Raw genomic sequence first — 13,042 nt, 5'->3', positions numbered from 1 at the left:
ACCATGAACGACGAACTGCGAACCGCCGCCCTAGAGTCCAAGGCCTGGCCGTACGAGGAGGCACGCAAGCTCCTCAAACGCTATCCCAACGGCAAGCCCGGTGGCGAAGCGGTGCTGTTCGAAACCGGCTACGGTCCCTCGGGACTGCCGCATATCGGTACGTTCAACGAAGTGCTGCGCACGACAATGGTGCGCCAGGCATTCCATGCGCTGTCGGATCAACCCACGCGGCTGGTCGCATTCAGCGACGACATGGATGGCCTGCGCAAGGTGCCCGACAACGTGCCGAACGGCGCGATGCTGGCGGAGCACCTCGGCAAGCCGCTGACGCGCATCCCCGATCCGTTCGGCAAGTTCGACAACTTCGCCGCGCACAACAACGCGATGCTGCGCGAGTTTCTCGATCGTTTCGGGTTCGATTACGAGTTCGTCTCCTCGACCGATTACTACACGCAAGGCCGCTTCGACGAGGCGCTGAGGGGTGTGCTGCGCCACTATCAGGGCGTGATGGACGTGATGCTGCCGACGCTCCGCGCCGAGCGCCGCGCGACCTACTCGCCGATTCTGCCGATCAGCCAGGTGAGCGGCATCGTGCTCCAGGTGCCGGTCGAGGTGATCGACGCGGAGGCGGGGACGATCGCCTTCACCGATCCGGCAACGGGCGAGCGCGTCGAACAGAGCGCGCTCGGCGGCATGTCGAAGCTGCAGTGGAAGGTTGACTGGGCGATGCGCTGGGTCGCGCTCGGCGTCGATTACGAGATGGCGGGCAAGGACCTGATCGATTCGGTCACGCAGTCGTCCAAGATCGCGCGCGTGCTCGGCGGGCGCCCGCCCGAGGGCTTCAACTACGAGATGTTCCTCGACGAGAATGGCGAGAAGATTTCCAAGTCGAAGGGCAACGGTCTCAGCCTCGAGCAATGGCTGACCTACGGACCCGAGGAAAGCCTCGCCTTCTACGCCTACCGCGAGCCGAAGAAGGCCAAGCAGCTCCACATGGGCGTGATCCCGCGCGCGGTGGACGAATATTGGCAGTTCCGCGGCAATTACGCGGGTCAGGCGATCAAGGAACGGCTCGGCAACCCGGTCCACCACATCCACGATGGCAAGCTGCCCGAGGGCGAGCTGCCGGTCACGTTCGGGCTGCTGCTCAACCTCGTCGGCGTGATGGGCGAGGGCGCGACGCCCGATCAGGTCTGGGCCTATCTCGCCAATTACGTCCCCGACGCGTCGGCGGCGCGCTATCCCGAGCTCGACCGGCTGATCGGCCACGCGCTCGCCTATCACCGTGACTTCATCGCGCCAACGCTCAAGCGCCGCGCGCCCGAGGGCGTGGAGGTCGAGGCGTTGCAGCGCCTCGACGCCGCGCTCGCTGCGCTGCCGGCGGATGCGAGCGCGGAGGACATCCAGAACGAGGTCTACGAAATCGGCAAGACCGGCGGGTTCGACTCGCTGCGCGACTGGTTCAAGGCCTTGTACGAGACGCTGCTGGGATCGTCGCAGGGGCCGCGGATGGGCAGCTTCATCAAGCTGTACGGGGTGGAGAACAGCCGCAAACTAATCGGTGAGGCCGTAGGCGCGGCAACGTCCGCGCCGGTGCGCGCATAGCGGCGCGACGGCCGAGCCGGCCGGCGGGTCGGCACCAGCCGAACCCGTCCGACGACGCGGGCTTTGCCCGCGGCGGCCTCGCCACGAAAGAACTACGTCCTCAGCAAACCGCAGCTATCTTGCACCTCGTCGCCACAACCCGCATCTGATGCTGCAATGCAGCAACATACACCCACCTCAACGCTGAAACCCGCCGCGCCCGTCGGCGTCGTCCATCTGGCACTCGCGGTCGGCGGCTTCGCGATCGGCACGACCGAGTTCGCGGCAATGAGCCTAGAGCCCGATCTGGCGCGCGGGCTGGCGGTCGACGCGCCCGCGGTCGGACACCTGATCAGCGCCTATGCACTGGGCGTCGTCGTCGGTGCGCCGGTGCTCGCGGTGGCACTGGCCAAGCTGCCGCGCCGCACCGCGCTGATCATCCTGATGCTGATGTTCGCGGTCGGCAACGCGCTCTCGGCGATGGCACCGGGATACGACGCGATGCTCGCCTTCCGCTTTCTCGCCGGGCTGCCGCACGGCGCCTATTTCGGGGTCGCCGCGCTCGTCGCCGCGTCGTTGATGCCCGAGCGGCGCACGACCGCGATCGGGCGCGTGATGCTGGGGCTGACGGTCGCCACGATCGTCGGCGTGCCGCTCGCCAAGATGCTCGGGCAATGGCTCAGCTGGCGCTACGTCTTCGGCGTGGTCGCGGGGCTGGCGCTCACCACCGCCGCGCTGGTCGCCGCCTTCGCGCCGCACGACCGGCCCGACCGCGATGCCAGCCCGCTGCGCGAACTCGCCGCGCTGCGTAATGGGCAGGTGTGGCTGACGCTCGCGATCGGCGCGATCGGGTTCGGCGGACTGTTCGCGGTCTACACCTATCTCGCCTCGACGCTGACCGAGGTCACGGGCGCGTCGAACGCAGTCGTGCCGCTGGTGCTGGCGGTCTTCGGCGTCGGCATGACCGCGGGCAATCTGTTCGTGCCGCGTTTCGCCGACCGCGCGCTGATGCCGACCGCGGGCGTGCTGCTGCTATGGTCGGCCGCGGTGCTCGCACTCTATCCGTGGGCGAGCGGCAACCTCGCCGCGATCACCGCCTGCGTGTTCGCGATTGGCTGCGGCGGGGCGCTCGCCACCGTGCTCCAGACGCGGCTGATGGACGTGGCGGGCGGTGCGCAGGGTCTTGCCGCCGCGCTCAACCATTCCGCCTTCAACGTCGCCAACGCGATCGGCCCGTGGGCAGGTGGCCTCGCGATCGCGGGCGGCTACGGCTGGGCGTCGACCGGCTATGTCGGCAGTGCGCTGGCGCTCGGCGGACTCGCGATCTGGGCGCTAACGCTCGCGGTCGAGCGACGTCGGATAGCAGTCGCCTGAGACAGATGTCCTACGCGGCGCGTGCGTGGCATGGTGGTGCCATGACCCTCATTCGCCCCGCCGAACGTCGCACCCCTCGCGCACACATGCGTAGGGGTGTGACCTTAGTGACCTTCCAGCCGCGCGCAGCCCGCGCGTGAGGCGCTTCTTCTCGCCCGCGCAAGTCCGCCACGCGCCCGCGCAGGAACTGCACAACGGCGCCTTCACCGACTACGCCGAGAAGCCGTCGCGTGCGCAGGCGATCCTCGATGCGATCGGCGGCGCGGAGGAGCCACACGACCACGGTGTCCAGCCGATCGAGGCCGTGCACGATCCCGACTATCTCGCCTTCCTGCGCGACGCCGCGCACTTGTGGAAGGAAGCGGGGCGCGTCGGTGAGGCGATCCCCTACGCCTTCCCGATCGTCGGCCGCCGCCCGCTCGCGCTGTCACGAATCGACGCGTTGCTCGGCCGCTACGCGTTCGATGCGACCACGCCGCTGACGACACAGACCTGGGCGGCGGGATACGCCAGCGCGCAATCGGCGCTCGCCGCGACGCACGCGGTGATGGCGGGCGATCGCGCCGCTTTCGCGCTCTGCCGCCCGCCCGGCCACCATGCGGGGCGCGATTATTGCGGCGGTTACTGCCACATCAACGTGGCGGCAGTCGCAGCGCAGGCGGCGCGTGAGGCCGGCATTGCAAAGGTCGCGGTACTCGACATCGACTATCACCACGGCAACGGCACGCAGGATATCTTCTGGGAACGCGGCGACGTCTTCTACGCCTCAATCCACGCCGATCCGGCGACCGATTACCCTTTCTACTGGGGCCATGCCGATGAGGTCGGCGAGGGCGCGGGCGAGGGCACGACGCTCAACCTGCCCTTGCCGCAGGGCACGTGCCTCGACGCGTTCCGCGCCGCGCAAGGAGCGGCGCTGGAGGCGATCGCGCACTTCGGTGCCGAGCTGCTCCTCGTCAGCTTCGGCGCCGACACGTGGGAGGGCGATCCGATCAGCAGCTTTCGCCTGCGCACCGACGATTACCCGCTGCTCGCGCGCGACATCGCCTCGGCCGGGCTGCCGACCGCGATCGTGATGGAGGGCGGCTACGCGATCGACGCGCTGGGGCACAATGTCGCGGCGTTCCTGTCGGGGTTCTGACGCGCGGTCAGACGGTCGCGCGCTTCACGAAACCGTCGAGCCGATCGCCCGACACGTCCTCGCTAACCGCGACGTCGTCGACGCGCGACGCGGGCGAGCCCTGCCGCACCCGCGCGATCATCGCCTCGACCATCTCGGTCGCGCCCGCGACGACCATCTCGACCGAACCATCGGCGCGGTTGCGCACCCAGCCGTCGAGCCCGAGCGCGCGAGCCTGTCCGGCCGTCCAGTCGCGGAAGAACACGCCCTGCACCCGGCCGGTCACGACCAGCCGGCGGCGGATCACTCGACCTGGTCGCCGCTCGCGGGCTCGGGATAATCCTCGGGCTTGGTCTGGCCCTGGTTCTTCACCGCCTGCTCGTCCTCGACCGAGCGCACCTTGTCGTCGCGCTCGAAATCACCGCCGGGCTTGTTGGGTTGGTCGGGCATCGCATCGTCTCCTTCGCCCGCCTCAACGAGCCGTAGTCCGCGAAGGTTCAGCCATCACGCCGCCGCTCGATCAGCCACGGCCGCGGGCGTCCGGTGGGCTGCGGCTTGCCGTCGAGCCTGACCGCGCGGTTGACGCGCACCGGGCGCAGCATCAGCGTGCCGCGCATCTGCCCGCCGACCGGCTCGGCCAGGATGCGCCGCACCGTCGCCTGTCCGCCGACGACGCGACCGAAGGCGGCGTAGCCCGGATTGCTCGGGCTCCAGTCCATCGACGGCAGCGCGCCTACGGTAATGAAGAAATTGCCGTTGGCCGACCCCGGCGGCCCCATCCGCGCCATCGAGATTGTCATGTCGAGGTGCTTGATCCCGGTCTTCTTGGTCGATTCGTGCGGGATGGTGTCGAGGAAACGGCGCGCGTCGGTGCGGATGCCGCCCTGGATGAAGCCGTAGCGCGGGTCGCGCTTGTTCTTCGCGGTGCGGTAGAACGACACGCCGTCGAACCGCCCGTCGTCGACGTAGCGCAGGAAATTGGCGGTGGTCGCCGGCGCCTTCTTCGCCGCCAGCGCGATCACCATCGGGCCGTCCGCGGTTTCCAGCCGCACCCGCACCCACCCCGGCGTCGCACGATCGGCACGTTGCGCGGTAGCAGGGGCGACGAGCAGGGGCGTGAGCAGGGCGGCGGCGAGGAAGCGGATCATGGTCGCCGCGGTAGAAGTCGCGCCATCGTGCCGCAAGCTACTCGGTCCGCTTCAACAGTGCGGCGAGGTCGCCTTCCCAGAACTTCGCCCAGGTATGCGTACCGTGGCCGCGCGTCTCCGGCGTCTCCGCGATCAGCCGGAACGTGGCATCCTTCATCCGCTTCACGCCCTCCGCCGGGTAGGTGAACCCGCGCGGGTTGATGAAATCGTCGGCCGAGTTGATCCACACGGTCGGCGCGGTGATCGCCTCCAGCCGCGGCCACGGATCGTAGTTCCGCGACGCGTCGAGCTGGTAGATCAGGTCGTTGGCGTCGATCCCCTTGATCGACGCCGCCACCCGCTCGCGCGCGTAGGTCACCGCGGAGTCGCGCGTCGGGTAATTGGCCTGGATCCACAAGGGCGCGCCGCCCGCGACGAACAGCAGCGACGCCGCCCCGCGAATACCCTGCGCCGGCTCCGCGGTGTACTTGCCCGCCATCCACGCCGGATCGCTGGTGATCGCGTCGATCGCGAGCTGCCGCCACATGCGGTTCAATCCCGCGATCGGCACCACCTCGCACCCCAGCGGCATCAGCGCGCGCGCGAACGTCGGGTATGTCTCGCCCCAGACGAAGGCGTGCATGCACCCCATCGACGTGCCCATGATCAGCCGCATCCGCTTGATGCCCAGCCCTTGCGTCAGCAGCCGGTGCTGCGCCGCCACCATGTCGTCGTAATCGTATTTCGGGAATGCCATCCGCATGCCGTCAGAGGGCTTGGACGACCCGCCGTGCCCGATATTGTCGGGCAGGATGATCCAGTAGCGGCGGATGTCGAGCGGCTGGCCGGGGCCGTAGAGCCGGTCGGCGAACTGGGGTTGGAGGAACTGCTTGCCCGTGCCGCCGGTGCCGTGAAGCACCATCACCGCATTGTCGATCTCACCCGCGGCATTGCGGTGCGGGGTGCCGAGCGTCGTGTAATGGAGCCTGAGCGCGCGCAACCGCTCGCCCGAGCGGAAGGCGAAGTCGTGCAGCATGTAGTCGGCCTCGCGCGTCGGCCATCTGCCCGTGGTCGCCGGCGTGCTGGCGGCGCGGGTCGCGATCGGCGCGGCGGGTGTGGCCTGCGGTGATGGGGTCAGCGCCTGGACGGCGGCGAGCAGGAGCGAGAGCAGCATGGCGCCATGCTACACGCCCGCCGGGCAAGCACCAGTGGCGTCCTAACGTTCGCGCGTCGCGTTGAAGCGGACCTTGGGATAGCGATCGGCAACGTAGCCGATCTCCCACGCGCTTTTTGCCAGGAACACCGGATTGCCGTCGCGGTCCTTCGCCATCGCGCCGCGATTGAGGTCGGCGAAGGCTTTCAGGTCCGCCGCCTCGCCCGTCACCCAGCGCGCGGTGTCGAACGGCGCGGGTTCCAGCCCGGCGGCGACCTTGTACTCCGCCTCCAACCGGCTGATCAGCACCTCGAGCTGCAGCTGCCCGACGACGCCGACGATCCAGTTCGACCCGATCTCGGGATAAAAGACCTGCGTCACGCCCTCCTCGGCCATGTCGTCCAGCGCCTTGCGCAGCTGCTTGGTCTTGGTCGGGTCCTTGAGCGCGACGCGGCGCAGGATCTCGGGCGCGAAATTGGGCAGGCCGGTAAAGCGGATGTCGGCGCGTTCCGACAAGGTATCGCCGACGCGCAGCGTGCCGTGATTGGGGATGCCGATGATGTCACCGGGGAACGCCTCGTCCGCAACCTCCCGGTTCTGCGCGAAGAACAGGATCGGCGAGTGGACCGCGATCGGCTTGCCGTGGCCGGTCGGCGTCAGCTTCATGCCGCGCTTGAACGTGCCCGAGCACAGCCGCATGAATGCGATCCGGTCGCGGTGGTTGGGGTCCATGTTGGCCTGCACCTTGAAGACGAACCCGGTCACTTCGTCCGCGTTGGGCGCGATCGGCGCGGGCTCGGCCGGCTGCGGACGCGGAGGCGGCGCGTGGCGCGCGAGCGCGTCGATCAGCTCGGCAACGCCGAAGTCCTTCAACGCCGATCCGAAATAGACCGGGGTCAGGTCTCCGTTGCGGTATGCCTCGGCGTCGAAGGGTGCGTACCCCGCCTGCGCCAGCTCGACTTCCTCCGCGAACCGCTCGGGCAGCGTCACGTCGGTGTCGACCTTGCCCTGGAAATTGCGGCTGTCGCCCTCGGGTCGGCTGACGCCGCCCGTCTCCAGGTCGAGCACGCCCTCGAACTCGCCGCCCATGCCGATCGGCCAGCTCATCGGTGCCACGTCGAGCGCCAGGATGTCGGCGATCTCGTCGAGCAGCTCGAACACCGGGCGGCCTTCGCGGTCGACCTTGTTGACGAAGGTGATGATCGGCACGCTGCGCAGCCGGCACACCTCGAACAATTTGCGCGTCTGCGCCTCGATCCCGCGCGCCGCGTCGATGACCATGACCGCGGAATCGACCGCGGTCAGCGTGCGATAGGTATCCTCCGAGAAATCCTCGTGCCCCGGCGTGTCGAGCAGGTTGAAGGTGATCCCGTCCCGCTCGAATGTCATGACGGACGAGGTGACCGAGATGCCGCGCTGCTGCTCGATCTTCATCCAGTCCGAGCGCGCGCGCCGGTTCGCGCCGCGTGCCTTCACCTCGCCCGCCAGGTGGATCGCACCGCCGGCCACGAGCAGCTTCTCGGTCAGCGTCGTCTTGCCGGCGTCGGGGTGGGAGATGATCGCGAAAGTACGGCGGGGCGAAGTCATGGTGATCCTGGATGAACGTCACCGGCACGGTCGGCCTGACAGGCGGACGGACGCGGTGGTGAAGGCGCGCGCTTAGCAGCAACTCGGGGGCGAGAACAGCCGCGAGCAATCGCGGGCAAGAGCGCGATCAATGATCGAGATCAGTACAAAATATGGCGTTCTGACAGCGGTTTACGACCAGATCGGCGCCTCTTTCTCCTCTGCCCGCGCGTTGGGGCGGATGATCGGTGTCGTCCTGCCGCGGTCAAGCGTGATCGTGAGCGTGCGAGCCGGCGCAGGTGAGGAGACACCGAAATGGCCGATAGTGTAGAGTTGATCGAGGCGCTCGATCGACGCGTGAAACGTCGCGAGGAGCGGCGAGAGTTCTTCCGCCACGCGCTTAGCGTCGGTGCGCTGACCGCGGGCGGCGCGGCGATGATGGGCTTCTCGACGCAGGCGACGGCGCAGACCGCGGCGCCCAGCGACACCGACATCCTCAATTTCGCACTCAATCTCGAATATCTCGAGGCGCAATTCTACACCTATGCGGTGACGGGGGCGGGTCTTCCCGCCGCGCAATTGACCGGAACGGGCACGCAAGGTGCGGTGACGGGCGGGCGCCAGGCCAACCTGACCGATCGAACCGTGATCCAGTACGCGCGCGAGATCGCAGCGGACGAGGCCGCGCACGTCGCCTCGTTGCGCAGCGCGCTCGGCACGGTCGCGGTGGCGCAACCCGCAATCAACATATCGGGCGCGGCAGGCGGGCCCTTCACCGCGGCGGCGACCGCCGCGGGGATCGACTTGTCGGCGAGCGGCGGCGTGTTCGACCCTTATGCCAGCGACGATAATTTCCTGCTCGGCGCATACATCTTCGAGGACGTGGGCGTCACCGCCTATCAGGGCGCGTCGCCGCTGATCAGCAACGTTGACATCCTCGATGCGGCGGCGGGTATCCTGGCAGCCGAAGCATTTCACGCCGGGATCATCCGCGGTGCGCTCTACGCGCGCGGTGTCGCCACGCCCGCACTGCGCACCAACGCCGACAAGATTTCCGACGCGCGCGACACGCTCGACGGCAATCGCAACTCGGCCTCCGGTGCACTGCCGACGATCGTCGCCGACGACGATCAGGGTATCTCGCCCGTCACGATCAACGGGCAGACCGCGTCCAACTTCGTGCCGACCGATACGAACGGCCGCACGTTCAGCCGCACCCCCGAACAGGTGCATAACATCGTCTACCTGACCCGCAATCAGGTTACCGCCGGCGGCTTCTTCCCCAATGGCACCAACAACCCCAACCCGGCGCTGACGCGTTCGGGCGCGAACTGAGGGAGGCGTTCAGATGAGCAACGAAACCAGCTTCGTCGACATGATCGAGCGCACCGAGCATCAGCGCAGCGCCCGTCGCAACTTCATCCGCCTGTGCGGCGGCGCCGCGGTGATGACCGGCGGCCTGTCACTGCTCGCCGCGTGCGACGAGGACGACAATTACGCGCCGACGCCGCAACCGACCCCGACACCTACGCCCACATCGGGTACGGTGGCCGACAATGATGTCCTGAATTTCGCGCTCCAGCTCGAATATCTGGAGGCGAACTATTACGCTTACGCCACCACGGGTCAGGGGATCGCGGCCAGCCTGCAGACGGGTGCGGGCACGCAGGGCAGCGTGATCACCGGATCGGGCACGGGTGCGGCACGGCAGGTGAACTTCACCGACCAGGTGCTGGCACAATATGCGCGCGAGATCGCGGCCGACGAGATCGCGCACGTGACCTTTCTTCGCACCACGCTCGGCAGTGCGGCGGTCGCGCAACCGTCGATCAACCTGTCGGGGTCGGCGAGCGTGACGACGCCGGGCGGTACGGCCGTTGGCGCCTTTACCGCCGCGGCACGTGCGGCGGGCGTCATCGGCGCTAGCGACACGTTCGATCCCTTCGCTAGTGACGAGAACTTCCTGATCGGTTCGTACCTGCTGACCGACGTGGGCGTCACCGCCTATCGCGGCTCGGCGCGGTTGATCACCAACAAGGCCTATATCGAAGCGGCGGCAGGCATCCTGACGACCGAATGCTACCACGACGGCGTGATCCGCTCCGCCTTGTGGCAGCGCGGGCTTGCCGCGCCAACGATCTACACGCGCATCCAGCAGATCTCGGACGCGCGCGACGGTCTCGACGGCGCGACCGACACCGACCAGGGGATCGGCGATGCCAGCGCCGCCAACCTGGTGCCGACCAACTCGGACGGTCTGGTGCTCGGCCGCACGCCGCAGCAGGTGCTGAACGTCGTCTACCAGAACCGCACGGCGGTGAACGCGGGCGGCTTCTACCCGGCGGGCGTCAACGGCAACGTGCGGACCTCGGGCGCCAACTGAGTTAGCCCGCCTGAACCAATCGCGTCCGCGCTTACGCGCGGGCGCGGTTTCGCGTGAAAGCGCCCGCTCAGCCGCGCAACAATGCGGCGGCGAGCGCGATCATGCCGAACACCGCCACGAACAGCAGCACCAGCACGACCCGGATCGCGCGTTGAATCTTGGGATCATTGGCCACGCGCAAGGCTATCGACGCTCCAACGCGCGGGCTCAAGCGGCAAGTTCCGACGGTGGCGCCGGCACTCTGAACTAGCCGATCGCATTTGGACGCAAGCGACGTCTTGGTCAGAGCGAGCGGACGATGCAGGCAGCAAAGCGCCCGATCGGATGGAGCGAGCCCGACCTATGCGGCCTCGTTCACCACCCCCGCTGCTCCGTTCGGCGGTGCCTTCTTCGATGCGGCGCCAATCTCGCTGCCGGCGCGGGTGCCCGAGAGCATGCCGTTCAGCGAACCGCCCGCGATCCCGAGTTCGGCCATCAGCCCGTCGATCAGCGGCCCACCGACGCGGTAGCGCATCGCTGCGGCGACGGCGGCGTCGGCCAGATTGCCCTGTCCACCACCGGTTCCGGCATCGCCGCCGGGCGCGTCGCCATGCAGGCCGCGTGCGTCGACGATGCTGATACGGTCGATGTTCTCGATCGGCTTGCCCGCGGCAGCGATGATCGCGGGCAGCGCCTCCAGCATCGCCTTGCGGACGAGCAACGCGGTCTGCGCGTCGCTCAGGATATTGGTGGCTTCATTGATCGAGGCCTGACCCGCCGCGTCGACGCGGAACGCCGCCTCGCGTCCCTCGGCCCTCGCCTTTTCCGCATCGGCCTCGGCCGTCGCCTCGGTGCGCAACGCGCTGGCGCGAGCCTCGGCGGCTTCCTTTTCCGCGGAAGCGGCGACGGTGATCTGTACCGCTTCTTCCTGCGCGCGCTGCGTCGCGGCAATGACGGCGACGTTCTTGTTGCGGTTGGCGATCTCGGTCGCCTTGGCGGTGGCGACGCTTTCCTCCGCGCGGACAGCCAGCGCGCGTGCCTCGTTGGCCGCCGCCGTCGCGGTCGATTCCTCCTCCGACTTCTGCGCGGTCTGCACCGCGGTGGTGATGCGCGCGATCTCGATCGTGCGGTCGCGCTCGATCGTTGCGGTCTGGATCGCGCCGTCGCGCGCGATCGTCGCGGTCTTGATCACCTTGTCCGCCTCGGTCTGCGCGACCGTCTGCGCCTGCGTCGCGGTGATGCGCGCGATTTCGGCGAGGCGGGTCTGCTCCGCCTCGGCGGTCGCAATCGCGGTCGCCTGTTCGGCGCGGCGCGCGGACAAGGTCTGTTCCTGCAACAGCCGCGCCTGCTCGGCCGCCTGCGCGATCTCGAGTGACTGGTTGTTCGCCTCCAGGTTGCGCTGTTCGATCGCGACACGGTTGGTCGCGACGATGTCGTTGCGGGTCTTCTTGCGCTCCTCGATCGTGCGGGTGAGCACAGTCAGCCCTTCGGCATCGAAGGCGTTGTTCTCGTTGAAATGCTCGAACGCTGTCTGGTCGAAATGGGTGATCGACACCGATTCGAGATGAAAGCCGTTCATGTCGAGGTCGGTAAGCAGCGCTTCCTGCACCTTCTGGATGAAGTCGGCGCGATTGGCGTGAAGGTGCTCCATCGTCATCGTCGCGGCAACCGAACGCAGCGCGGAGACGAGCTTGCCGTCGAGCAGCGATTTGACCGCATCCGGATTGTTGACCGAATCGCCCAGCGTCTGCGCCGCCGCCGCGATCGACTCGGCATCGGGCTTCACCTTGATATGGAAAAGCCCGACCACGTCGACGCGCAGCTTGTCGAGCGTGATCAGCGCGTCCTTGTTGAGCCGCGATACCTCGAGCTTCACCGTCGTCAGGCGGACCTGCATCAGTTCGTGGAGGACCGGAATGACCATGATGCCGCCGTTCAGCACGACCTTTTCGCCGCTGAAGCCGGTGCGGATGAGCGCCACATCCTTGGTCGCGCGCCGGTAGAGGCGGGTCAGGATAATGCCGATGATGACGAAGGCGAGCAGGACGATGCCCGCGTAGATCAGCACGTTCAGAAGCGATGCAGGCATATGTCCCCCCGGTTAGCCTGCCGTTTGTCTATCAGATCGATTGAAGAAGCCTATCGTCTTCCGGCAGCACGAAGAACAGTTTTCCCTCGCGACGGACGAGCAGGGCACGCTCTCCGGCCTTGATGACCGTCCGGTCGTCGTGCGGCTCGACCATGACGATATGCGCCTGCCCGTGTTCGTCGACGACCTTTGCCCGCGCTGGCACGCCGCGCCGCGCCGCGCCCTCCAGGATCGTGCCGCGGCGACGCAGCAGATCGTCGGTCGAGATCACGCTCGTCTCGAACCCTGGCATGATGCGCGCCAGGCCATTCGCGACGACGGTGTTCAGCGCGCCACCCGCGATCAGCGCGCCGACCGCGGCCAGCGGCCAGCCGAGTGGCGCGCCCGTCAGCGCCGATGCACCCTGCTGGAGCGCGACCCCGACCAGGGTGAAACACCCGAGCAGCGATATGAGCCAGATCAGGATCGGCAACTCGCCGCTCAGCCCAAGCCAGTCAAGCACGCCGTCATGCCCCTCGATACCATCCGCGCCGACATCGAGATGGCCGAACCCCAGACCGATCGCCTCGATCAGTCCTATGCCGATCATGACGACGAACGCGATCGCGAAGGGCAGATAGGCCGGGGTCAGGAAGACGGCGAGCATCCGCTGCGACTATCATGCGCC

General features: G+C 67.8%; 13 protein-coding genes. 6 read left to right on the top strand and 7 right to left on the bottom strand.

Translation table 11 applies throughout. The annotated features are described in order from the left end of the window. Nucleotides 1–3 precede the first annotated feature (3 nt). From BMW51_RS11190 to BMW51_RS11180, 3 genes are all read left to right on the top strand, one after another. Nucleotides 4–1,605, top strand: a complete 1,602-nt coding sequence (locus BMW51_RS11190; RefSeq protein ID WP_093006413.1) for a lysine--tRNA ligase — start codon at nt 4–6, stop codon at nt 1,603–1,605. A gap of 156 nt (nt 1,606–1,761) precedes the next feature. Then, nucleotides 1,762–2,958 (top strand): MFS transporter, encoded by a 1,197-nt coding sequence (locus BMW51_RS11185; protein ID WP_093006412.1) that lies wholly within the window; start codon nt 1,762–1,764, stop codon nt 2,956–2,958. A 136-nt stretch (nt 2,959–3,094) separates the two neighbouring features. Then, nucleotides 3,095–4,099 (top strand): histone deacetylase family protein, encoded by a 1,005-nt coding sequence (locus BMW51_RS11180; RefSeq protein WP_093006411.1) that lies wholly within the window; start codon nt 3,095–3,097, stop codon nt 4,097–4,099. Between the two features lie 7 nt (nt 4,100–4,106). On the opposite strand, the gene BMW51_RS11175 is transcribed toward BMW51_RS11180, so the two are convergent. Genes BMW51_RS11175 through BMW51_RS11160 form a run of 5 tightly spaced genes read right to left on the bottom strand, consistent with a single transcriptional unit; the run spans nt 4,107 to nt 7,945 of the window. After that, nucleotides 4,107–4,385 (bottom strand): acylphosphatase, encoded by a 279-nt coding sequence (locus tag BMW51_RS11175; protein WP_093006410.1) that lies wholly within the window; start codon nt 4,383–4,385, stop codon nt 4,107–4,109. Then, the gene (locus BMW51_RS16120) at nt 4,382–4,528 is read right to left on the bottom strand and encodes a hypothetical protein (RefSeq protein ID WP_177171637.1); all 147 of its coding nucleotides are present in this window, start codon (nt 4,526–4,528) and stop codon (nt 4,382–4,384) included. The genes BMW51_RS11175 and BMW51_RS16120 overlap by 4 nt, the downstream gene beginning before the upstream one ends. Before the next feature lie 47 nt (nt 4,529–4,575). Beyond that, the gene (locus BMW51_RS11170) at nt 4,576–5,226 is read right to left on the bottom strand and encodes a peptidylprolyl isomerase (RefSeq protein WP_093006409.1); all 651 of its coding nucleotides are present in this window, start codon (nt 5,224–5,226) and stop codon (nt 4,576–4,578) included. A 37-nt stretch (nt 5,227–5,263) separates the two neighbouring features. Then, a complete protein-coding gene (locus BMW51_RS11165; protein ID WP_093006408.1) occupies nt 5,264–6,379 on the bottom strand; it encodes an alpha/beta fold hydrolase in 1,116 nt (371 codons plus the stop codon). Nucleotides 6,380–6,421: 42 nt separating this feature from the next. After that, nucleotides 6,422–7,945: a peptide chain release factor 3 gene (locus BMW51_RS11160; RefSeq protein WP_093006407.1), complete on the bottom strand. Its 1,524-nt coding sequence runs from the start codon at nt 7,943–7,945 to the stop codon at nt 6,422–6,424. Between the two features lie 130 nt (nt 7,946–8,075). Between BMW51_RS11160 and BMW51_RS11155 the strand changes: the two genes are divergently transcribed. Genes BMW51_RS11155 through BMW51_RS11145 form a run of 3 tightly spaced genes read left to right on the top strand, consistent with a single transcriptional unit; the run spans nt 8,076 to nt 10,307 of the window. Beyond that, the gene (locus BMW51_RS11155; RefSeq protein ID WP_093006406.1) at nt 8,076–8,255 is read left to right on the top strand and encodes a hypothetical protein; all 180 of its coding nucleotides are present in this window, start codon (nt 8,076–8,078) and stop codon (nt 8,253–8,255) included. Beyond that, nucleotides 8,240–9,259 (top strand): ferritin-like domain-containing protein, encoded by a 1,020-nt coding sequence (locus BMW51_RS11150; protein WP_093006404.1) that lies wholly within the window; start codon nt 8,240–8,242, stop codon nt 9,257–9,259. The genes BMW51_RS11155 and BMW51_RS11150 overlap by 16 nt, the downstream gene beginning before the upstream one ends. A 13-nt stretch (nt 9,260–9,272) precedes the next feature. Beyond that, entirely contained in the window at nt 9,273–10,307 is a 1,035-nt protein-coding gene (locus tag BMW51_RS11145; protein ID WP_093006402.1) for a ferritin-like domain-containing protein, read from the top strand. A 340-nt stretch (nt 10,308–10,647) separates the two neighbouring features. Here BMW51_RS11145 and BMW51_RS11140 read toward each other — a convergent pair whose 3' ends face one another. Both BMW51_RS11140 and BMW51_RS11135 read right to left on the bottom strand, forming a co-directional pair. Continuing rightward, complete coding sequence (locus tag BMW51_RS11140) at nt 10,648–12,375, bottom strand: flotillin family protein (RefSeq protein ID WP_093006400.1); 1,728 nt, start codon at nt 12,373–12,375, stop codon at nt 10,648–10,650. 31 nt (nt 12,376–12,406) lie between these two features. Next, the gene (locus tag BMW51_RS11135) at nt 12,407–13,021 is read right to left on the bottom strand and encodes an OB-fold-containig protein (RefSeq protein ID WP_093006398.1); all 615 of its coding nucleotides are present in this window, start codon (nt 13,019–13,021) and stop codon (nt 12,407–12,409) included. Nucleotides 13,022–13,042 lie beyond the last annotated feature (21 nt).

Origin of the sequence: Sphingomonas palmae (assembly GCF_900109565.1) — a bacterium.
In the GTDB taxonomy this organism is placed as follows: domain Bacteria; phylum Pseudomonadota; class Alphaproteobacteria; order Sphingomonadales; family Sphingomonadaceae; genus Sphingomonas; species Sphingomonas palmae.
The sequence above is the reverse complement of the archived record's forward strand: the minus strand, read 5'-3'. Positions and strand labels throughout refer to the sequence as shown.

What these genes read in the sequence shown, in the direction of transcription:
- BMW51_RS11190 (WP_093006413.1), top strand. Translation starts at nt 4, where the DNA reads ATGAACGACGAACTGCGAACCGCCGCCCTAGAGTCCAAGGCCTGGCCG.
- BMW51_RS11185 (WP_093006412.1), top strand. Translation starts at nt 1,762, where the DNA reads ATGCAGCAACATACACCCACCTCAACGCTGAAACCCGCCGCGCCCGTC.
- BMW51_RS16120 (WP_177171637.1), bottom strand. Translation starts at nt 4,528, where the DNA reads ATGCCCGACCAACCCAACAAGCCCGGCGGTGATTTCGAGCGCGACGAC.
- BMW51_RS11170 (WP_093006409.1), bottom strand. Translation starts at nt 5,226, where the DNA reads ATGATCCGCTTCCTCGCCGCCGCCCTGCTCACGCCCCTGCTCGTCGCC.
- BMW51_RS11165 (WP_093006408.1), bottom strand. Translation starts at nt 6,379, where the DNA reads ATGCTGCTCTCGCTCCTGCTCGCCGCCGTCCAGGCGCTGACCCCATCA.
- BMW51_RS11160 (WP_093006407.1), bottom strand. Translation starts at nt 7,945, where the DNA reads ATGACTTCGCCCCGCCGTACTTTCGCGATCATCTCCCACCCCGACGCC.
- BMW51_RS11155 (WP_093006406.1), top strand. Translation starts at nt 8,076, where the DNA reads ATGATCGAGATCAGTACAAAATATGGCGTTCTGACAGCGGTTTACGAC.
- BMW51_RS11150 (WP_093006404.1), top strand. Translation starts at nt 8,240, where the DNA reads ATGGCCGATAGTGTAGAGTTGATCGAGGCGCTCGATCGACGCGTGAAA.
- BMW51_RS11145 (WP_093006402.1), top strand. Translation starts at nt 9,273, where the DNA reads ATGAGCAACGAAACCAGCTTCGTCGACATGATCGAGCGCACCGAGCAT.
- BMW51_RS11140 (WP_093006400.1), bottom strand. Translation starts at nt 12,375, where the DNA reads ATGCCTGCATCGCTTCTGAACGTGCTGATCTACGCGGGCATCGTCCTG.
- BMW51_RS11135 (WP_093006398.1), bottom strand. Translation starts at nt 13,021, where the DNA reads ATGCTCGCCGTCTTCCTGACCCCGGCCTATCTGCCCTTCGCGATCGCG.